Source organism: Ornithinimicrobium sediminis (genome assembly GCF_021272345.1).
GTDB lineage: Bacteria > Actinomycetota > Actinomycetes > Actinomycetales > Dermatophilaceae > Ornithinicoccus > Ornithinicoccus sediminis_B.
This window is the reverse complement of sequence record NZ_JAJSDQ010000001.1, coordinates 520,376-539,332: the sequence shown is the minus strand read 5'-3', so window position 1 is coordinate 539,332 and position 18,957 is coordinate 520,376. Positions and strand designations below refer to the sequence as shown.

At 73.2% G+C, this 18,957-nt stretch carries 15 protein-coding genes and 1 tRNA gene; 10 read left to right on the top strand and 6 right to left on the bottom strand.

Annotated features, from left to right (window positions below):
* Positions 1 to 78: 78 nt before the first annotated feature.
* Positions 79 to 3,891, bottom strand: coding sequence for a MobF family relaxase (gene mobF / locus LVO85_RS02410; protein ID WP_232745795.1), 3,813 nt, complete (start codon positions 3,889 to 3,891; stop codon positions 79 to 81).
* 388 nt (positions 3,892 to 4,279) lie between these two features.
* Between mobF and LVO85_RS02405 the strand changes: the two genes are divergently transcribed.
* Together LVO85_RS02405 and LVO85_RS16920 are read left to right on the top strand one after the other, a co-directional pair.
* Positions 4,280 to 4,477, top strand: a complete 198-nt coding sequence (locus LVO85_RS02405) for a helix-turn-helix domain-containing protein (protein WP_029202704.1) — start codon at positions 4,280 to 4,282, stop codon at positions 4,475 to 4,477.
* Positions 4,478 to 4,509: 32 nt separating this feature from the next.
* Complete coding sequence (locus tag LVO85_RS16920) at positions 4,510 to 5,598, top strand: tyrosine-type recombinase/integrase (RefSeq protein WP_332875398.1); 1,089 nt, start codon at positions 4,510 to 4,512, stop codon at positions 5,596 to 5,598.
* Positions 5,599 to 5,633: 35 nt separating this feature from the next.
* On the opposite strand, the gene LVO85_RS02395 is transcribed toward LVO85_RS16920, so the two are convergent.
* Positions 5,634 to 5,706 (bottom strand) — tRNA-Arg (locus LVO85_RS02395).
* A 140-nt stretch (positions 5,707 to 5,846) separates the two neighbouring features.
* On the opposite strand from LVO85_RS02395, the gene LVO85_RS02390 reads away from it, so the two are divergent.
* The 4 genes from LVO85_RS02390 to LVO85_RS02375 all read left to right on the top strand — a co-directional run bounded on the left by LVO85_RS02390 (position 5,847) and on the right by LVO85_RS02375 (position 11,315).
* Positions 5,847 to 6,002 (top strand): hypothetical protein, encoded by a 156-nt coding sequence (locus LVO85_RS02390; RefSeq protein WP_232745794.1) that lies wholly within the window; start codon positions 5,847 to 5,849, stop codon positions 6,000 to 6,002.
* Positions 6,003 to 6,115: 113 nt separating this feature from the next.
* On the top strand, positions 6,116 to 7,381 hold the full coding sequence (locus tag LVO85_RS02385; protein ID WP_232745793.1) for an MFS transporter: 1,266 nt from the start codon (positions 6,116 to 6,118) through the stop codon (positions 7,379 to 7,381).
* Positions 7,382 to 7,501: 120 nt separating this feature from the next.
* Positions 7,502 to 11,059, top strand: coding sequence for a hypothetical protein (locus LVO85_RS16915; protein ID WP_232745792.1), 3,558 nt, complete (start codon positions 7,502 to 7,504; stop codon positions 11,057 to 11,059).
* The gene (locus LVO85_RS02375) at positions 11,049 to 11,315 is read left to right on the top strand and encodes a hypothetical protein (protein ID WP_232745791.1); all 267 of its coding nucleotides are present in this window, start codon (positions 11,049 to 11,051) and stop codon (positions 11,313 to 11,315) included. The genes LVO85_RS16915 and LVO85_RS02375 overlap by 11 nt, the downstream gene beginning before the upstream one ends.
* Before the next feature lie 48 nt (positions 11,316 to 11,363).
* Here the strand turns inward: LVO85_RS02375 and mscL are convergent, their stop codons facing one another.
* The 3 genes from mscL to LVO85_RS02360 all read right to left on the bottom strand — a co-directional run bounded on the left by mscL (position 11,364) and on the right by LVO85_RS02360 (position 13,053).
* Positions 11,364 to 11,762, bottom strand: coding sequence for a large conductance mechanosensitive channel protein MscL (gene mscL, locus LVO85_RS02370; RefSeq protein ID WP_232745790.1), 399 nt, complete (start codon positions 11,760 to 11,762; stop codon positions 11,364 to 11,366).
* 113 nt (positions 11,763 to 11,875) lie between these two features.
* Entirely contained in the window at positions 11,876 to 12,562 is a 687-nt protein-coding gene (locus LVO85_RS02365) for an SAF domain-containing protein (RefSeq protein WP_232745789.1), read from the bottom strand.
* A 131-nt stretch (positions 12,563 to 12,693) separates the two neighbouring features.
* Positions 12,694 to 13,053 (bottom strand): FmdB family zinc ribbon protein, encoded by a 360-nt coding sequence (locus LVO85_RS02360; RefSeq protein WP_232745788.1) that lies wholly within the window; start codon positions 13,051 to 13,053, stop codon positions 12,694 to 12,696.
* Between the two features lie 93 nt (positions 13,054 to 13,146).
* Between LVO85_RS02360 and LVO85_RS02355 the strand changes: the two genes are divergently transcribed.
* Positions 13,147 to 15,795 carry a penicillin acylase family protein gene (locus LVO85_RS02355; RefSeq protein ID WP_232745787.1) on the top strand — a complete coding sequence of 883 codons (2,649 nt, stop codon included), beginning with the start codon at positions 13,147 to 13,149 and terminating at the stop codon, positions 15,793 to 15,795.
* On the opposite strand, the gene LVO85_RS02350 is transcribed toward LVO85_RS02355, so the two are convergent.
* Positions 15,779 to 16,423 (bottom strand): 5-formyltetrahydrofolate cyclo-ligase, encoded by a 645-nt coding sequence (locus LVO85_RS02350; RefSeq protein ID WP_232745786.1) that lies wholly within the window; start codon positions 16,421 to 16,423, stop codon positions 15,779 to 15,781. The two genes, LVO85_RS02355 and LVO85_RS02350, sit on opposite strands and share 17 nt — an antisense overlap.
* A gap of 111 nt (positions 16,424 to 16,534) precedes the next feature.
* Between LVO85_RS02350 and glp the strand changes: the two genes are divergently transcribed.
* The 3 genes from glp to LVO85_RS02335 are packed head-to-tail and all read left to right on the top strand — an operon-like array spanning position 16,535 to position 18,929.
* On the top strand, positions 16,535 to 17,848 hold the full coding sequence (gene glp / locus LVO85_RS02345; RefSeq protein WP_232745785.1) for a molybdotransferase-like divisome protein Glp: 1,314 nt from the start codon (positions 16,535 to 16,537) through the stop codon (positions 17,846 to 17,848).
* Positions 17,845 to 18,318, top strand: coding sequence for a cyclic pyranopterin monophosphate synthase MoaC (gene moaC, locus LVO85_RS02340; protein WP_232745784.1), 474 nt, complete (start codon positions 17,845 to 17,847; stop codon positions 18,316 to 18,318). Before glp ends, moaC begins: the two co-directional genes overlap by 4 nt.
* The gene (locus LVO85_RS02335) at positions 18,318 to 18,929 is read left to right on the top strand and encodes a GNAT family N-acetyltransferase (RefSeq protein ID WP_232745783.1); all 612 of its coding nucleotides are present in this window, start codon (positions 18,318 to 18,320) and stop codon (positions 18,927 to 18,929) included. Before moaC ends, LVO85_RS02335 begins: the two co-directional genes overlap by 1 nt.
* Positions 18,930 to 18,957 lie beyond the last annotated feature (28 nt).

Genomic DNA, 18,957 nt, shown 5'->3' with positions numbered 1-18,957 from the left:
TGATGAGTGCGCGCACCTCGGCCTGTCCGCGATGTATCGACCACGGTGTTGCGGGGGGTCAGCGCTGACCGACTCCGGTCACCGCGAAGGGCCGGATACGTCGTGTGAGGGACGTTCACGGAGCCGGTCGCGCTCAGCTTGTCGCTGACTGATTCGTAGCTTCTCGCGCTCAGCGTCTGCCGTCTGCCTGCTGAAGACCGAAGACGGTGCGCTGAGTCGCCGGTTGAGTCGGGCCTGGTGCCGGGCTGCGTCGGGTTCTTTCGTGGGCGGACCGGTGGGGTTGGGCTCGGTCGGCGCGATGCCGTGGGCGGCGCGCCAGACGGCGAGGTCGCCGATGAGCTGGTCGTCGACGTCCGGGGGCAGTGCCCGTTGCCAGGGCGCGCGGGCCGCGGCGCCTGCATGCTGGGCCTCGCCGGCGACCCGTTGCACGAGCTGTTCGACCTGCTGGGTGAGCCGGTCGAGATAGTCGCTCGTCGCCGTGTCCTGTCGTAGGGCGGGTGGGATGTCGGGTAGCCAGGGCAGGGGTGCGTCCCGGTGCGACGTTGGGCAGGTGCCGGCGATGCGCCAGGCAAGGGCGGCGGCAGGGTCCTCGGCCTCGGTCAGGGCCTGGGTGCCGCGGTACCATGTGGCCTGCTCGACCACGGTCTCCGGGTGGGTCCCGTCGACCCAGTGCAGCGCCAGCTGTCCCCGCAGGTGCGGGTAGCCCGGTTGCTGCGTCAGGCCGGGGATCCACCGGTCCAACGCGTCGTCCAGCGCGGCCATCCGCTCGGCCCCGAGGTGCTGCTGGGCCAGGACGGGAAGGGCGTCTTGGTAGGCCAGCGCCGCCTGCCGCAGGTCCCGTGCGGCGTCGCCCCGCTCGACGGTCGTGGCGGACTGTGCCCGGCCGTCCCGGGCCAGGATGTCCGTGAGCAGCTCCCGCGGGTCAGCGGTTGCGTCATGGACCTCGGGGCCAACGCCGTCCAGCGTTGGCGCGGGCGCGCCGAGGTACAGGTCATTGGTCTGCCGGCCGCGGGACACGGCGACATACAGGCCCTGACGGGTCTCAGCCCCGGTGAGCACGGTGTGGGTGGTGTCGACAGTGGCTCCCTGGGCGCCGTGGATCGTGCTGGCATACCCCAGCTGCACGTGCGCGGCCACGTACCCGGCGGGCAGGGTGAGCCGACGGGCAGCACCTGCGTGTGTGCTGTGGTCGTGGCGTTCGACCGTGACAGCCCCGTCGCGGTGGACGTCCACGAGGTGCCACCGGTCGCCGTTCTTGACCCAGGACCCGTCCCCGGTCCGCAGGGCGCGCTCGTTGCGTCTGGTGATCACGGTGTCGCCGGCGCTGGCCCGAGTGCCGTCCGCCAGGACGATCTCACGTCCAGGCGGCTGGCCGGTGGTGTCGAGACGGTCCTGCCGGGCGCGCTGATTCAGCTCGCGCACGGAGTCGCGCGTCGCGGCCAGCAGCAGGCTGGACAGCCCGGCCTGCTGGTCGGCCTTCCACGCGGCGTACGCCGTGTCGGTCGCGGTGCCCACGTCGCCGGTGTGGACCCGGCCGTGGTCGAGGTAGTGGTCCAACGCGGTGGGGTCACCGTCCCGGACCGCGAGGGTGGCGGCTCCTTCGGCGGGGTCGGAGAACCGGTGCAGCTCGGTCAACGTGGCCGTGGTGCCGTGCGCGTGACCCTGCTCGGCCAGGTCTCGAAAGACCCCGCCGGCGGCGACAGCACTGAGCTGCTGGTCGTCCCCGACCAGCCGCACACTCCCACCGGCGTCGACCACATGCCGGACCACCGCGGCGAGGTCACGGGTCCCAGCCATCCCGGCCTCGTCGATGACCACCAACGTCCCCGGCCCCACGTTCGGGTGCCCATCGCTAGCAGCGTCTGTGGCGTTGCGCGTGGTCTGGTGGAGGAACTTGGCAAGGGTGTCGGCGGGGATCCCGGTGGCGCGGCCGAGCTCGTCAGCCGCGACCGCCGTGGGTGCGAGCCCGACCACGTGCCCACCGGAGGCCTCCCACGCCCGGGCGAGCACACGCAGGGCGGCGGTCTTGCCGGCCCCGGCCGGGGCGAGGGCGACCTGCACGCGGCACCCGCTGGTGGCCAGGTCGCGGACCATGGCGGTCTGGGACCGGTCCAGGGTTATCCCGGTGCCGGCTTGGCCGACCAGGACAGCCTCCACCACCCCGGGGCTCACCTGCCGGCCGTCACGGTGCACCCCCAGGCCGAGCAGCTCTTCCTCGGCGGCCAGGATGGCCCGGGAGGTGTAGGCCTGGCTGCCGTGCACGGTGTGGGCGGACTGCCCGTCCGAGCGGCGCAGCACCGCCGGCTCACCCAGCTCCGGTGGTACCCCTACGGGCACGGACAGGCCGGTCAGCACTTCGTTCTCGACCTCTCGGACATAGTCGTCGAGCTCGGCGAGGGGTACCTGTGCGGTGCGGGCCTGGCGCAGGGCCTCGGCACGGACGTGCCACACCTGCCACGTCGCCCTCGACCCCTCCAGCACCTGCAGCACCCGGTCGGCGACCACCTGGGGGCGCACGTCCCCACCCCGCCGCTCCCGGACGCGTCCCTGGAGCGTCCCCACCCGCTGACCTGCGGCGATACTCCCGTCCCCACCGCCTTCCCGGTTGCGTCCCTGGTGCGTCCCCACCGCCGCGGCGATGAGCTTGGCGACGGCCACGTCCCCACCGCGCCCGCCCCTGGCGTACATGGCGCTGGCCTGCGCCCACCACTCGCGCCGTTGCTCGGCTTCGCTGCGGGGTTCGTGCTTGGCCGGGCGGGTCTCCAGGTTCGCCTGTTGCGCCAACGCCAACGCCTCGACGGCGGTCGGGGCACGGTGGTGCTCGGCCCGGAACACCGCGACCAGCTCGCGCTGGCGCAGCTCGATGGCATGCCGGCGGCTGGACCACACCGCGAGCAGCCCGGCGTCCAGGCCGGCGATCTCCCGCACCGGCCTGCGCCCGGCTGGGGCGGGCCGGTCGACGAACCGGACCCCGAGCCGGTCGACCAGGCTCGCTTCGAGGTGGGTGTTGTAGTGCTCGGAGGCCATCACCTTGGCCTTGAACAGCATCCGCCCATCCAACGTCAACCACCGGCCGCCCTCCTGCGGCAACGACTGCACCTTGTTGGACACGACCACATGGGTGTGCAGGTCCGGGTCCCCGGTGCGGGAGTCGCGGTGGTCGAACGCCGCCGCCACCAGGCCGGTCACCGGTACCTGCCGGATCCCGCCCTTCCCGACCCGCGTGAACGCCACCTCCGCCTCGAGCATCGCCAACGTCGCGCGGACCGCGTCCTGATGCGCGGCCTCCACCTGCTTGGCAACGTCAACCGGGGCGAGGGCCCACAGGGCCGAGACCGACTTCACCGGCGAGAACGTCAGGTCGAACCCCGCGACCGGGACCTGCGCCGGCCGCGACGCCGACGCGACGAACCCCGTCAGCTCGCCCTCGTCCACCGGCGCCCGGCCGTGACGGTCCACGAACGCCTCCCGGGCGACCTGGGTGCGGATCCGCGCCCGGACCTCCGCCGGGATCGGATGGTTCCATACCAGCCCCTGCCCGGTGTTGTGCTCGCTGAACGCCCGCGCGATCACCTGCCGCAAGGTCGTGGCGCCGAACGTCGGGAACGCCCGCCCCAACCCATCCCACCCTTGGGCAGCCGCCTCCGGTTCGTCGGAGCGGGGGTGGCGGCCCTGCCCGAACAGCAGCTTCATCTGCTCCTCGGTCACCACGTCCCCCACGTTGAGGTCGAGGCCGGCCAGGCCAGTGCCCAGCCAGCGGCCCGGTGCCTCACCCTTCTCCTCGTAGTAGGCAGCGAGCCCGACCTGCCGCATCTCCGTGGCGTCGTGGGCAGCGACCTGCTTCGTCAGGTACGTGTACCCGCTGCCGGCGGCGAGCTTGTGCAACGTCATCACACCCACCAAAGCGGGCGGTCAACGCTCAGGGTCTCACCGCGGCGACCGAGTGCACCGGGTGTGTTCCTTCTCCGTAGTGCTCATGCGGCTGTCGACTGTCTGCTCAGGCCCTGGGGTCACGGCTGAGTCGGCGCCGGCGGCGCGCACATCGAGAAGTGCGTCTAGAGCGGGCTGATGTGTGACAGCGAGAGGGCTGGGGCGGCCAGGTCGAGCGTGAGCGAGTGGCTCGAAGTGCGTGGCTGTCTGTCCACAGCGTGGTCGGGGGTCGATCGTCGGACGGTCGGAAGTGGCTGAATTGGAAGAAGGTGAGTCCCTGGGGTGGATCTCGACGCTTTGGGGACTACAGCAGAAGAAGCTGACCACGAGTGAAAGGAACCTCAACGCCATGTCTCAGACCATCAGCCCCATCGAACTGCTCACCATCGAGGAGGCGGCCCGGTGGTGCCACATCTCGCCGAACACTCTCAACTACCTCCGCCTCCAACGCCGGTTCGCCCCGGCCATCCGTGTCGGTCGCAGGGTGTTCTTCAAGCCGTCGGACCTCAACGACTGGCTGGAGGCTCAGCGAGAGGTCCTGGAGTGATCGAGAAACGCGGACGCCGCTACCGCGTCAGGGTGTGGCATCGAAGTCGGATCGTCGCCACCCGCTCGTTCGAGCGGCGCGGGGACGCCGTCGCGTGGGAGCGGGAGCAGCAGCAGCTCATCCTCATGGGCGACTTCGTCTCCCCGTCAGCCGGCAGGGTCAGCGTCGCCGACGTGGCCAAGGGCTTCCTGGAGGTCCGTCGGGGGCAGGTCTCGGTGCGGGCGTGGGAGTCGGACGAGAGCGCCCTCCGGGTCCACATCCTCCCGGTGTTCGGCCAACGGTCGACGGGATCGGTGAACCGGCTGCAGATCGAGCGGTTCCTGGCCGACCTTGCGTCCTCCCGCTCGGTCGGGACCGCAGCGAGGGTGCGGACGACCCTCCGTGGCCTCTTCGACTATGCGGTGCGAGCGAGGGTCATCCGGGACTCCCCGGCCGCCGCTGTGCGGATGCCCCGCCCGGACGCGCCGAGCGCGGGCGCCGAGGTGCGTCCTTTCACGCTGGACGAGCTGCTCGCGCTGGTGGACGAGCACCGAGAGCTCGCCGGCGACCTGGCCGACGTCACGCTGATTCTCGGTCTGACAGGACTGCGCTTCGGGGAGCTGCGGGGGCTGCGGGTCCGGGACGTGACGCGCGTGCCCTACCCGGCCCTGGTGGTGTCCAGGTCGCTGCCGCAGTCGGGTCGGACGGGCAAGGTCATCGAGAGGTCCACCACCAAGAGCGGCCGGAGCCGTGTCGTCCCCCTGCTGTCGCTGGCTCTCCCGGCCGTCGAGTCGCGGGCTGTCTCCCGGGAGCCGGACGATCTGCTCTTCCCGGCGCCGCACGGCGGTTACCTGCATGCGCAGAACTGGCGCCGTGACGTGCACTGGAACGCGACGGCCGGCGGTCGACGCCCGCACGACCTCCGGCATACCGCGGCGAGCATGTGGATCGCAGCCGGCGTGGACATCAAGACCATCGCCTCGTGGCTGGGCCACAGCTCGACCAAGCTGACGCTCGACACCTACGGGCACCTGATGGGCACCGACGCCGACCGGGCAGCGATCGAAAGGGTGAACCGGGCATTCACGTCCCAAACACGTCCCAAGATGGGGCAGGGGATCGATCTGGGAGGCAGCCTCTGAGCATCGGCATCACGTTGACCTGCACAAATGCAAAGTGCCCCCGGCAGGATTCGAACCTGCGACACCCGCTTTAGGAGAGCGGTGCTCTATCCCCTGAGCTACGAGGGCGGGGATGGTGGGCGCGGCCGGGTGGGTCTCGGAGGGAGGACCACCGCACGCCGCCACGTCCGAGCGGGAGCCTATCGGACCACGCGGGTCTCACCGACACGGCGACAGTTCTGGCGGATGCTCCGGGTGCAACCGGACAAGTGGTCGATGAGCGCTTCTACGACGACTGGGCAGGCCTCGGCGGCCCCGCGACGCTGCTCACCTTCGAGCGACAGGACACCGGGCGGGAGTACGTCTGGAGCATCAACGTGACCCTGATCCTCTCCATCGACGACGCGACTTATACGTCAGCCTGACCACCGGCGAGGTCGTGCACGAGCCCCGGCGTCAGACGGGCGACGAGGTCGCCAGGGTCTGTGCGGCACTGGCTCCCTGACGACCCGGTGGGTGAGCCTGCAATAGTGCTCAGGTGACCACTGCACTGCCCACCGCTGCACAGGTGCCGGCCATCCAGGCCCGCACGGTCCGCACGCTGATGGGCAGCCAGACCCTGGGCGGCATCGGGGTCGCCAGCGGCATCGCGGTGGCGGCCATCATTGCGGCCGACATCAGCGGCAACGACGCCCTGTCGGGACTGGCGACGACCGGTCAGGTGCTCGGGGGCGCGCTGCTCACCATCCCCGTTGCGCGCGTGATGGCGGCACGCGGTCGCCGCGCCGGGCTCGTCACGGCATACGGTCTGGGCACCCTGGGCGCGCTCCTGGCGATCGCTGCCACGGTCACCGAGATCTTCGTGCTGCTGCTCGTAGGCACCTTCCTGTTCGGCGCGGCCACCACCGCCAACAGCCAGGCCCGGTATGCCGCGGTCGACCTGGCGCAGCCGGACCACCGGGGCCGTCAGCTCAGCCTGGTGGTGTGGGCCACGACCGTCGGCTCCGTGCTCGGGCCCAACCTGCTGGGCCCCGGGGCCGCGGTCGGCCGCTTCCTGGGGATCCCGCCGCTGGCCGGCGCCTGGGTGATCAGCGGGGCCGGGTTCCTGGTCGCCATGGCCGTGCTGTCGGCGTTCCTGCGCCCGGACCCGCTGGTGACCGCGCGCGCCCTGGCCCAGGCCGAGGCGCCCGCCGACCCGGCGCACAAGCACGGGTCGGTGCGGCACGGGCTGACCGTCATCCGGCACACCCCGGACGCGCTGGCCGGCACGCTGGCCGTGGCGGGGGGCCACATCGTCATGGTCGCGGTGATGGTCATGACGCCGCTGCACATGGCGCACGGCGACGCCGAGATCGAGGTCATCGGCTTCGTGATCTCCATGCACATCCTCGGCATGTACGGCCTCGCGCCGGTGGCCGGCAAGCTCACCGACAGCTGGGGCTCACCACGGGTGGTGCTGCTCGGCGTGGTGATCCTGCTGCTGGCCTGCCTGCTCGCGGGCCTGTCGGTCGCCGGCTTCTCCTGGGCGCTCACCGCCGGGCTGATCCTGCTCGGCCTCGGCTGGTCCTGCACCATGGTCGCCGGCTCGGCGCAGGTCGCGGCCGCCTCACCGGTGCACGACCGCTCCGCCGTGCAGGGCGCCGCCGACGTCGTCATGGGACTGTCGGCAGCGGTCGGCGGCGCCCTCGCGGGTGTGGTCGTGGCCTACCTCGGCTACGGCTGGCTGTGCGCCATGGCGGCCGTGGTGGCCCTCGCGCTGGGCTCGGTGACGCTGCGTGGTCTGCGTTTCCGGCTGTTGCACTGAGCCCTCCGCCACGGGGCCGGCGAGGCAGTGAGGACAACGTCACAGCCGCGACACGCAGGTGGTCGCCGACATACCGTCACAGCGCGCGGATCCGTGGCTGTCACTGGTTAGCCTGACCGGGTGAACCCTTCCGTCGACGTAGCCGCTGCCCGCGTCGACGTCGTCCGTGCGGCGCAGGAGCGGTGGCGGGCGGATCTGGCCGACCTCGGCGGCCGCAACACCCTGCTCTGGCACCGTGAGCTGCCCCTGGGCACCTTCGACCTCACCGTCGCCCACCCCGGGGGAGTGGCCAAGCTGCTCGCCGGCGGTCCCACGCGCCTGTCCGAGCTGGTGCGCGAGAAGGTCGCCTTCGGCGAGGCGCTGCGCACGGTCGGCGCCATCCGCGGCAAGACCCTGCAGATGCGCCGCGAGCACGGCCTCACCACGGGGTTCATCGCCGTCGGCCTGGCCTCGTGGACCCTGCCCCGTAGCAAGACCCAGCCGCGTGCCCCCGTGCTGCTCCGGCGATGCCGCATCCACCCGGTCGACGCGAGCCACCGTGACTACGTGGTCGAGCTCGACGCCGACGTGGTCTTCAACCCGGTGCTGGACAACTACCTGCGGGGCGAGGTGGGCATCGACATCGACCCGGTCGAGCTGGCCCGCCTCTCCACCATGGAAGGGGGCTTCGACCCGCGGGCGGTCTACGACGAGCTCGAGTACCTCTGCCAGGACATGCCCGGCTTCAGCATCGGGCCCAACATGGTCATCAGCACCTACCCCTGGGCCAAGCTGCCGCTGGTCGCGCACCTGTCGATGGACCCTGCCCGGCTGGCGACCCACGACCTGGTGGCGGCCCTCGCCGGCGACCAGGTCCGACCCCCGGTAGTGACCCCCGACCCGGTCAGGGCCGACGACCCCGCCCAGGAGCTGTCGGTCCTCGACGCCGACCACGACCAGCGCGTGGTGGTCGACGAGGTCGCGCGCGGGGCGAGCCTGGTCATCGACACCCCTGCGGGCACGGGTGCCACGCAGACCGTGACCAACATGGTCGCCGCTGCCCTGGCGCAGGGGCACACCACGCTGGTGGTCAGCGAGGAGCGCCCGGCGCTGGACGCCATGCGCCGCAGGCTGGCCCACGTCGGGCTCCACGACATCGTGCTGGACCTGCCGGAGGACCCGCGGCGGGCGCGGGCGGCCGTGGCGCGGCTGGCCGAGCAGCTCGAGGCGGCGGTCGACACACCGGAGCCTGGCTTCCCCGACGACCCCCTGCAGGCATGGCGCCAGGCCCAGCAGACCCTGCGCATCCACGAGGTGCGCATGCACACGCCCCACGCACCGTGGGGCCGGACCCTCTCCCAGACCCAGTCGGCGCTGGCCCGCCTGGCGGGTCTGGACCGCCCGCCGCTGTCCCACGTGCGCCTGGAGCTGCCCGTCCTGCAGACGCTCACCCCGGAGCGGCTGGCCGAGGTCACCGCGGTGCTGGTCGAGGCGGCACGGATCGGGGTGTGGCAGCGCGGCCGGGTCGAGGACCCCTGGTACGGCGCCGAGCTCACCGACGAGGACGACGACGCCCCCCGTGCGGCAGAGATCGTGGCCGGGCTGGTGGCCGGCGACCTCGCCACCGCACGTGGCCAGATGCAGCAGGTATGCCGTGAGGCCGGGCTGCCCGAGCCGCTGAACCTGACCCAGTGGGCCCAGCGCCTCGACCTGGTCGGTCGGGCACACGAGACGCTGGACGTCTTCCAGCAGCAGATCTACGACGCTCCGCTGGAGGACATGGTCGCCGCGACCTCCGCCAAGGGCCCCACGCGGCCCGGAGCGGTCTCGCGTGGGCGGCTGCGACGCCAGGTCCGCACGCTGCTGCGCCCCGGCCCGCCACCCCCCGACCTGGCCGACCGGGTGCGCGCCGCGCGGGACGAGCGGGCCGAGTGGGAGGAGCTGGCCGGCCGGGCGGCACGACCCAGCACCCCGGAGGGGTGGGAGGAGGCGCTGGACGCCTTCGCGCCCATCGAGAAGGACCTGACCTGGCTGGCCGGTGTGCTGCAGCACACGCCCAGCGGACAGGACCTGATGACCACCCACCTCGACCTGCTGCTCGACCGTCTCCTGCGTCTGGACGCGCGCGCGGAGCGGGTCGCGGTGGCCGCCCGTGCCCACGGCCTGCTGCAGCCCCTGCGGGATGCCGGTCTCGGCCCGCTGGTCGACGACCTGGCCCGACGCGGCATCAGCGCCGACGACGTGCCCACCGAGGTCGAGCTCGTGCACCAGGCCTCGCTGCACGACCACCTGACCCGCGACGAGGTCGGCGTGCCCAGCAGCGAGGACCTCCTCGAGGCCTCCCGCATCCTGCGCCGCGCCGACCGCGAGCACCTGGCCCGCAACGCGGCCCGGGTGCGGCGCACCCTGCACCGGCGGCTGCAGCGTGTCATCGCCGCTCACCCCATCCAGGTCACAGCGCTGCGGCAGGCCGCCGCGGCGGGGGTGCACGACATCCGTGAGGTGCTGCACTTCTGCCCCGACGTGGTGATGGCCCTGCGCCCGTGCCTGGTCGGCAGCCCCCTGGTGGTGCCCGCGACGCTGCCTGAGCACCTCCGGGTCCGGCTGGTCGTCGTCGAGCACGCCGGGCGCACCCGCACCGCGCACGTGGTCGCCGCACTCACCCACGGCACCCAGACCGTGGTGGTCGGTGACCGGCTGCGGCCGCCGCCGACCGCCTTCAGCTGCGTGGTGGAGGAGACGCCTGCCGACCCCAGGCCCCTGTCGTCTTTGCTCGACGACGCGCGTCTGGTGCTGCCCGCACGCACGTTCACCACGCACTACCGCGCCCTGGACCAGCGGCTCGTCGACCCGCTGGGGCTGGTGGCCGAGCCGCACATCGAGGGCTTCCCGGGGGTGCTGCGCACGCCGCGGTTCACCGAGCGCGTCGTCGAGGACGCCCCCGCCCTGGTGCACGCCGCGGTCGGTGCCGTGCTGGAGCGGGTGCGCCGCCGCCCCGACCGCTCGGTCGTGCTGCTGGTGGACGACAGCGCGCTCTGTGCGGCCGTGGACGAGGCACTCGGGCTGGCTCTGGCCGAGGACCGACCCAGCTGCCTGGCCCTGTCCGAGGACGCCCCTGAGCCGTTCCACCTCACGGTCACCGACCGGTGGGCGGGCGAGGTGCGCGACCACGTCGTCTGGGTCGGTGCGCTGACCGCCGACGGGATGCCGGCCCACCGGGTGAGCACCGCCCTGGCCGCTGCCCGGCGCACGGTCACCCTCGTGACGACCGAGCCGGTCCGGTCGTGGCCGACGGGCGTGGGCACCTCCGTGGCCACGGCCCTGCTGGCGCCCGGCCCGTCGGACGACGACACCCCTGCCGTCCCCACCCTGCTGGCCGACCTCGCCCGACGGCTGGAGGCCGAGGGGCTCACCGTGCGCCACGACGTGGGCCACGGCCGTCATGCGGTGCCCCTGGGCATCGAGGACCCCTCCCGCCCGGGCCGCCTCATCGTGGCCGTGGACTCCGACCTCGAGCCGCTCACCGACACCCCGGGCAGGGACCACTTCCGGCTGCGCCCCGAGCAGCTCACCCGCCTCGGGTGGGGGCACACCCGGGTGCGCTCCAGCGAGCTCTTCCGCGACCCGGCCCGCGAGGTGGCCCGGCTGGTCACGCTCGTGCGCGAGGTCTCCACCCGGACCCGGCCGGATGACCGCTGAGAGACCCGCGCAGGACGCCGACGGCCGCCCGGGCAGGCGCGGGCACCGTCGCGTGGTCGCGCCGGCGACCGACGGCGTGCCGGAGAGCGAACGGGCCGACGACACAGTGAGCCTGGACGCCGAGCCGACCGACGACTCGGCGAGCGAGGACACGACTGCGCAGGTCACCGAGCGGGGCGCGCGCTCCCACCCGCAGGACGAGCATGCTCACGGCGAGGGGTGGTGGCAGGAGCAGCGTCCGCCCCACTGGGAGTGACGGTCACCCGGCGTGGCCGGGGGAGACAGGGGCCGGTGCCGGTGGCGCTCAGCCCTGGTCGCGGTGGGCGAGCAGGTCGCGGATCTCACGGAGCACGACGACGTCCTCGGCCGGCGACGCGGACTCGGGCTCCTCGCCCCGGGCGCGCAGCGCAGCGAGCCTGTTCATCGGCACCACGAACACCGCGTAGACGACCGCGGCCGTGATGAGGAAGACGACCATGGCGTTGATGACCGCCCCGATGTCGACGAAGGTCGCCTCGTTGCCCTCGCGGATCGCGAAGCCGAGCCCCGAGGCGTCCGGCCCGCCCACCGCCGCGAGGATGGGCTGGACCAGCGCCGAGACCACCGTGTCGACGATCGTGGCGAAGGCCGCACCGATGACGACCGCGACGGCGAGGTCGACGACGTTGCCGCGGGTGATGAAGTCCTTGAAGCCGGTGAGCATGGGTGATGTCCTCGCAGACAGGAGAGCGGGGAGGTGGGGGCACGGGCCACGCGCGTCGACGCAGCGCGGCGGCCCAATCTAGCGTGCTTCGGCGGACCGACCGTATGCCGTGCTCACCCGCCCTGCGGTGGGTGCAGGACCACCGTCACCCCGGCCTCGAGCACCCCGGAGCCCGTATGGGCGGCCATCTGCCCGGCTCGCTCCGCGGGCAGCGCGACGAACAGCCCCGCGCCTCCGGCCGAGTCGGGCCCCAGCACCAGCACGTCGGTCGCCAGGGTGCTGCCGTCGACGACGGAGAGCACGTCGACGCGGGTGCCTGCGGTGGCGGCGGCGGCCAGCGGCGGGTTGCCCAGCGGCAGGTGCGCCACCACGGTGCCCGGGCCCAGCCCGTCGGCCAGTGCGGCGACCGAGACGTCCGCGCCGGTGAGCACCTGGCCGGCCTGCCAGGCCGTGGAGCTGGCGCGGCCGACGGCCTCGGCCGGGTCGGTCAGGCCGCCCGTGGGCACGACGTCCTCGGGCACGTGGGTGAGCGAGACGTCCCCGGTGCCGACCGTGCTGCCGGCGGGCAGGTCGCTCGCCGCTACGAGCACGAGCGGACCGGGGTCCGGCGCAGGGGGCCGCAGGGCTCCCACCACCAGCCACACCGCCGCGCCGGCAGCGAGCGCAGCCAGCCAGCGACGGGCCTGGTCGGTGCCCGACCCACGGCGTGCCCGGTTGCGCAGCCCACCACGCGGCCCGTCACCTCGCGACCTGCCGGCTCGCGACCTGACCCCTCGGGGCGCGTCGCCGTGAGCCGCCATACGTCCCATCAGCCCGGTAGTGCGAAGGGCAGGGGCATCTCGGACCCGCCGACCACGGCGACGTCGGGCCGGGCGTCGGGGAGCTGTGCGGGGTCTGGGTGCGTCGTCACACCCCGCAGCGTAGGACCGGCTCAGCCGTCCTTGGTTGGCGTCGAGGAGCCTGTGGACGACGACCCGGACCCCGAGGTGCTGGGGGTGGAGGACCCGCTCTTGGAGGACCCGCTCGTGGAGGAGCCGGAGCTGCCTGCACCGTCCGCGGAGCCGCCACCGGACCCGGCGGAGGTCGTCGACGTGGCGGAGCCGGAGGAGCCCGAGGAGCGGGAGTCGGTGCGGTAGAAGCCCGAGCCCTTGAACACGACCCCTACGGCGCTGAACACCTTGCGCAGCCCGCCGCCGCACTCGGGGCAGACGGTCAGGGCGTCGTCGGTGAAGGCCTGCTGGATGTCGAAGCGGTGCTCGCAGTCCCGGCAGGCATACGAGTAGGTAGGCACGGTGGGCAAGTCTATGCGGAGGGGCGGCGTGGTCTTGACGCCGACCAGCGGGGCGAGCCCACACGGTGCTGCAGGTGGCATACCCTCGGTGTCGTGCCTCGACTGCTGCGCCGTGTCCTCGTGCCCCTGGCGGCCGTGCTGGCCGTGGTGCTCGTGGCCGCCACGGTGCTCGCCGTGGGCCTGGTGCGCCGCAGCTTCCCGGTGACCGAGGGGGAGCTGCCGCTGGCAGGTCTCGGGGCCGAGGTCGAGGTGGTCCGTGACGAGCTCGGGGTGGCCCACATCTACGCCGACACCGCCGAGGACCTCTTCCGCGGCCAGGGGTATGTCGCAGCCCAGGACCGCTTCTTCGAGATGGACCTGCGCCGGCACACCACCGCCGGCCGGCTGGCCGAGCTGGTGGGCGAGGGCGGGCTCGAGACCGACCGGGTCATCCGGACCATGGGCTGGCGCCGGGTGGCCGAGCAGGAGCTGGCCCTCCTCGACCCCACCGCGCGCCGCTACCTGCAGGCCTACAGCGCCGGGGTCAACGCCTACCTGGCGGCCAACCCCTCACCCTCCCAGGTCTCGCTGGAGTATGTCGTGCTGGCCCAGAGTGCGCCCGGCTACCAGATCGAGCCGTGGGACGAGGTCGACTCACTGGCCTGGCTCAAGGCGATGGCCTGGGACCTGCGCGGCAACTACCGCGACGAGCTCGCCCGCGCCCGGCTCGCCGGTGAGGTCTCGCTGGCCCAGCTGGGCTCGCTCTACCCCGACTACCCCTACGACATGCACGCCCCGATCCTGTCCAACGACGAGTGGCGCCCGGCCCAGAGCAGCGCCGGCAGCGGTGAGAGTCGCGGTGGCAGCGCCGCCGACCCGGCGCCGGCGCCCGACTCGGACGCCCCGCGCAGCGTGGAGGGCGGTGCCCGCGGGCCCAGTGAGCAGCACCTCGCAGCTGGAGAGTCCGCCTACACCAGCGCCCTGGCGGCGCTCGACGTCATCCCGTCCATGGTCGCCGAGGGTGACGGGGTCGGCTCCAACTCCTGGGTCGTCTCCGGGGAGCACACCGAGTCCGGCCTGCCGCTGCTGGCCAACGACCCGCACCTGGCGGTCGGCCAGCCCGGCCTCTGGCTGCAGGCCGGCCTGCACTGCCGCGAGGTGACGGAGGAGTGCCCGTTCGACGTCAGCGGCTTCACGCTCGCCGGGGTGCCCGGCGTCATCGTCGGGCACAACCAGGAGATCGCCTGGGGCATCACCAACCTCGACCCCGACGTGACCGACTTCTACCTCGAGGACATCGAGGGCGAGCGCTACCGGGTGGACGACGAGTACCGCCGTCTGGACACCCGCGTCGAGACGCTCGAGGTGGCCGGGGGCGACCCCGTCGAGATCCTGGTGCGCGAGACCCACCACGGGCCGATCCTGTCCGACGTGGTCGACACCGTCACCCAGGCCGGGGTCAACCCCCCGCTCCAGGGGGTCGAGACCTCCGGGCGCTACGACGTCTCGATGGCCTGGACGGGCCTGGAGCCCGGCCGCACGGCCGAGTCGATCTTCGAGATCAACAAGGCCACCGACTTCGAGGAGTTCCGGGCCGCCGCCGAGCTGTTCGCCGTGCCCTCGCAGAACCTCGTCTACGCCGACCGCCAGGGCAACATCGGCTACCAGGCCCCCGGTCTCATCCCGGTGCGCGAGTCATCGACCAACAGCGCACCCCCGGGCTACTGGCCCTCACCGGGCTGGAACAGCGCCTACGACTGGAAGGGCTGGGTGCCCTTCGAGCAGCTGCCGTGGACCCTGAACCCGGACGACGGCGTCATCGTCGCGGCCAACCAGGCGGTGGCCCGCAGCAGCACGCCCTTCCTCACCACGGAGTGGGACAAGGGATACCGCAGCCAGCGCATCGCAGACCTGCTGGCGACCGAGATCGCCCGCGGGCCGCTGACGGCCTCGACGATGCAGGCCATCCAGACCGACACCTACAACTCCTTCGCCGACACCCTCGTGCCCTACCTGATGTCGGTCAACCTGGGCAACGAGCCGTTCTACTCCGAGCCGCGCCGGCTGCTCGACGACTGGAACCGCACGGCACCTGCCGGGGACGGCGAGCAGGGGGCGGCGGCCATATACTTCTACGCGGTCTGGGCCCACCTGCTCGAGCTCACCGTCGACGACGAGCTGCCGCTCGACCTGCACGCCAACGGCAACTCCCGGTGGATGCTCATGGTGGAGAACCTGCTGGAGCGCCCGGAGGACCCGTGGTGGGACGACAACCGCACCCCGGGTGTGGTCGAGACCCGCGACGAGGTGCTCCGCCAGGCGATGATCGACGCGCGCCTGGAGCTGACCCGCGACATCAGCAAGAACCCCGCCGACTGGCAGTGGGGCCGGCTGCACGAGGTGCATCTGGACCACCCCGTGCTGGGCGAGGAGTCCGTGCCCGGGGTCGTCCAGTCCTTCTTCAACCGCGGGCCGTATGCCGCGCCCGGCGGGTCTGCACTGGTGGACGCGTTCAGCTGGGACGCCGGCCAGGGCAGCTTCGAGGTGACGGCCGGGCCGTCCATGCGGATGGTCGTCGACCTGGGCGACCTCGACGCCTCCACCTGGGTCAACCAGACCGGCAACTCCGGGCACGCCTTCCACCCCCACTACGACGACCAGACGGAGGCGTGGCTCGCCGGGCTCGCCTACCCGTGGTCGTTCACCCGCGAGGCCGTGGAGGCCCGCGAGCAGCACCGCCTGGTGCTCACCCCGGAGGACTGACCGCCTGCACGCCGCGGGGGGTGAGCACGGCGTCGACCCGGATGTCGTGCGCCCGGCTGGGCACGTCCGCCACCCACTCGTGGTCGTGCACCACCGCGACCACCGGGGCCGGGTCGGTCCGTGCCCGTAGGCGCGGCAGGGCGCGGTCGTAGTAGCCGCCGCCCTGGCCGAGCCGCCGGCCGTCCGCCGCGACCGCCAGCGCGGGGACGAAGGCGACGTCGACGCTGTCCAGGGCCTCGGGGCCTGCGCTGTCCTCGACGGCACCGGGGTCGGACCGCAGCGGGTGACCGCTGCCTCCGGGGCGGGTGGTCCAGCGCAGCACGCCGTCGGGCAGGGTCACCGGCAGCAGCACCTCGACGCCACGGTCCCGCAGCGCGCGGACGAGGTCGTCGACCGGGGGCTCGGCGGCCATGGGCGCGAAGGCGGTGACCCGCCAGCCGCGCAGCGACGGTCGGCCGCGCTGCGCGGCATACGACTCCAGCCAGGTGAGGGCGCCTGTGGCCAGCGCACGGGCCCGTGCCCGGCGCCCCTCCTCGCCCTCGGCGCGCAGGAGCTCCTGACGCCGGCGGCGCACCGCCGCGCGCCACTCGGCCTTGCCGGCCGCCACCGGCGGCATCTCGTCACCCATGGGACCAGTGTGGCGCTGCGGTCGACGCAGCCGCCGCCGCGGTTAGGCTGACGGCATGGCCGATGGAGCGATCAGCAGGGCCGGGGAGCACCCCGGCGAGGACGGCACCGCATGATCCCGGTCGACGAGCACCTCGCGGCGATCCTCCGCAAGGTGCGGCCCAACCGTGAGGTCGAGCTGTCCCTGGCGCGGGTCAACGGGCTGGTGACCACCCAGGACGTCACGAGCCCGGTGGACCTGCCGAGGTTCGACAACTCGGCGATGGACGGCTACGCGGTGCTGGCCGAGGAGGTGCGCGGCGCGTCGCCCGAGCACCCGGTCCTCATGCCTGTGCAGGGCGACATCCCGGCCGGTGACACCGCTCCCCGGATGCACGGCACCGGCACGGTGTGGCGGATCATGACCGGCGCCCCGATGCCGCAGGGCTCCGACGCCGTCGTGCCGGTGGAGGACACCGACAACCGCCCCCGTGAGACCCAGATCCGCCGTGCGCCGAAGGTCGGTGCCCACATCCGGCGGGCGGGGGAGGACCTGCGGGTCGGGGACGTCATCGTGCCCGCCGGCACGACGATCGGCCCGGCGCAGGTCGCCGTCCTGGCCTCCGCGGGGGTGACCCGTGTGCGGGTCAACGGGCCCGTGCGCGTCGTCGTGCTGTCGACCGGCGACGAGCTCGTGCCGGTCGGGCAGCCGCTCGAGCCCGGCCAGATCGTGGACTCCAACGGCCCGATGCTGGCTGCTGCCGTGCGCGAGGCCGGCTACTACGCCGTGCATGTCGGCCACCTGCCCGACGACGAGAAGGTCATCAAGAAGGAGCTCGACCACCACCTGTCCTACGCCGACGCGGTGATCACCAGCGGTGGCGTGAGCAAGGGTGCCTACGACGCCGTCAAGGCCGTGCTGTCCAAGCAGGGCGCCATGACCTTCACCGAGGTCGCCATGCAGCCCGGCAAGCCGCAGGGCTTCGGGGTGCTGGGTCGGCGCAAGGTGCCGGTGTTCACGCTGCCCGGCAACCCGGTCAGCGCACTGGTGAGCTTCGAGGTCTTCGTCCGGCCGGCCCTGGCCCGACGCGCCGGGCGGCGCTACCAGGCCGCCACGGTGAGCGCCCTCGTCGCCGAGGGATGGCGCTCGCCGGAGGGCAAGACGCAGTACGCCAGGGTCGGCGTGGAGCAGGACGTGACGGGGACGTATGCCGTGCGGCCGGCCGGCGGGGCCGGGTCGCACCTGGTCGGCGGGCTCGCCGCGGCCGAGGCACTGGCCGTGGTGCCGCCGGAGGTGACGGAGGTGGCCGTCGGCTCGGAGGTCGACCTCGTCCCGCTGCGTCCCTGGGGCGAGATCGAGGCCCGGCTGGCCGCCCAGCGCCGGCTCGCCGAGGACGAGGAGGAGCTGCGCTCGCCAGGGCGTGGCCGACACCGGTTCCGCACATGAGCCTGAACCACCTGCGCGACGACGGCACCGCGCACATGGTCGACGTCAGCGCCAAGGCGGTCACCACGCGCAGCGCCACCGCGCGCGGCCGGGTCGCCCTGTCGGCGGTCGCCGTCGCCGCGCTGCGCGAGGGCACCGTGCCCAAGGGCGACGCCCTGGCCGTGGCCCGGATCGCGGGCATCCAGGCCGCCAAGCGCACACCCGACCTCGTGCCGCTGGCCCACCCCGTCGCCGTTCACGCCGTGGACGTCGACCTGCGGGTGGCCGACGACGGCGTCCACATCACCGCGACCGTGCGCACCGCCGACCGCACCGGTGTCGAGATGGAGGCGCTCACCTGTGTGAGCGTGGCTGCCCTGGCCCTGGTCGACATGGTCAAGGCGGTGGACCGTGAGGCGAGCATCGAAGGCGTCCAGGTCGTCGCGAAGTCGGGGGGCCGGTCCGGGGACTGGGCGCGCGGCGGCCCCTGATGTGGACCTGGCCCACCGAGGTCCGCACCACGAGGCCCGACGGCACCGAGATCACCCTGCGACCGCTGCGCCGCGGTGACCGCGCGCACTGGGAGGCGTTGCGCGAGCGGAACGTCGAGTGGCTGCGCCCCTGGGAGTCGACCCTGCCCGGCGGCCCGGAACAGGTGCCTGTGTTCCCGCGGCTGCGCCGGGCCTACGACCGTGCCGCCCGCGAGGGCAGGCTCGTGCCCTTCGTGGTCGACGCCGGCGAGGGCCCGGTCGGGCAGATGCACCTCTTCGAGATCCAGTGGGGCTCGCGGTGGACGGCCTCGGCCGGCTACTGGCTGGACCGCGCCGCCACCGGCCGGGGTCTGGCGACCTGGGCCCTGGCGATGCTCATCGACCACGCCTTCGACGAGGTCGGCCTGCACCGGGTCGAGGTCAACGTGCGCCCCGAGAACGTCACCAGCCTGGCCGTCGCGCGGCGGCTGCAGCTGCCCGAGGAGGGCCTGCGCCGGGGGCTGATCCACGTCGACGGCGCCTGGCGTGACCACATCACCTTCGCCATGACCGCCGAGCACCCCGAGGCCGGCGCCCTCGTCGCCGGCCTGGCGCGACGGCATACGCGCTGAGACCTCACCCGTCACAGCCGTCACTTCC

Coding starts and splice junctions, on each gene's coding strand:
- LVO85_RS02405 (WP_029202704.1), top strand. CDS start 4,280: ATGTCTCAGACCATCAGCCCCATCGAACTGCTCACCATCGAGGAGGCG.
- moaC (WP_232745784.1), top strand. CDS start 17,845: ATGAGCCTGAACCACCTGCGCGACGACGGCACCGCGCACATGGTCGAC.
- LVO85_RS02365 (WP_232745789.1), bottom strand. CDS start 12,562: ATGGCGGCTCACGGCGACGCGCCCCGAGGGGTCAGGTCGCGAGCCGGC.
- mobF (WP_232745795.1), bottom strand. CDS start 3,891: ATGACGTTGCACAAGCTCGCCGCCGGCAGCGGGTACACGTACCTGACG.
- LVO85_RS02350 (WP_232745786.1), bottom strand. CDS start 16,423: ATGGGTGACGAGATGCCGCCGGTGGCGGCCGGCAAGGCCGAGTGGCGC.
- LVO85_RS02335 (WP_232745783.1), top strand. CDS start 18,318: ATGTGGACCTGGCCCACCGAGGTCCGCACCACGAGGCCCGACGGCACC.
- mscL (WP_232745790.1), bottom strand. CDS start 11,762: ATGCTCACCGGCTTCAAGGACTTCATCACCCGCGGCAACGTCGTCGAC.
- LVO85_RS02375 (WP_232745791.1), top strand. CDS start 11,049: ATGACCGCTGAGAGACCCGCGCAGGACGCCGACGGCCGCCCGGGCAGG.
- glp (WP_232745785.1), top strand. CDS start 16,535: ATGATCCCGGTCGACGAGCACCTCGCGGCGATCCTCCGCAAGGTGCGG.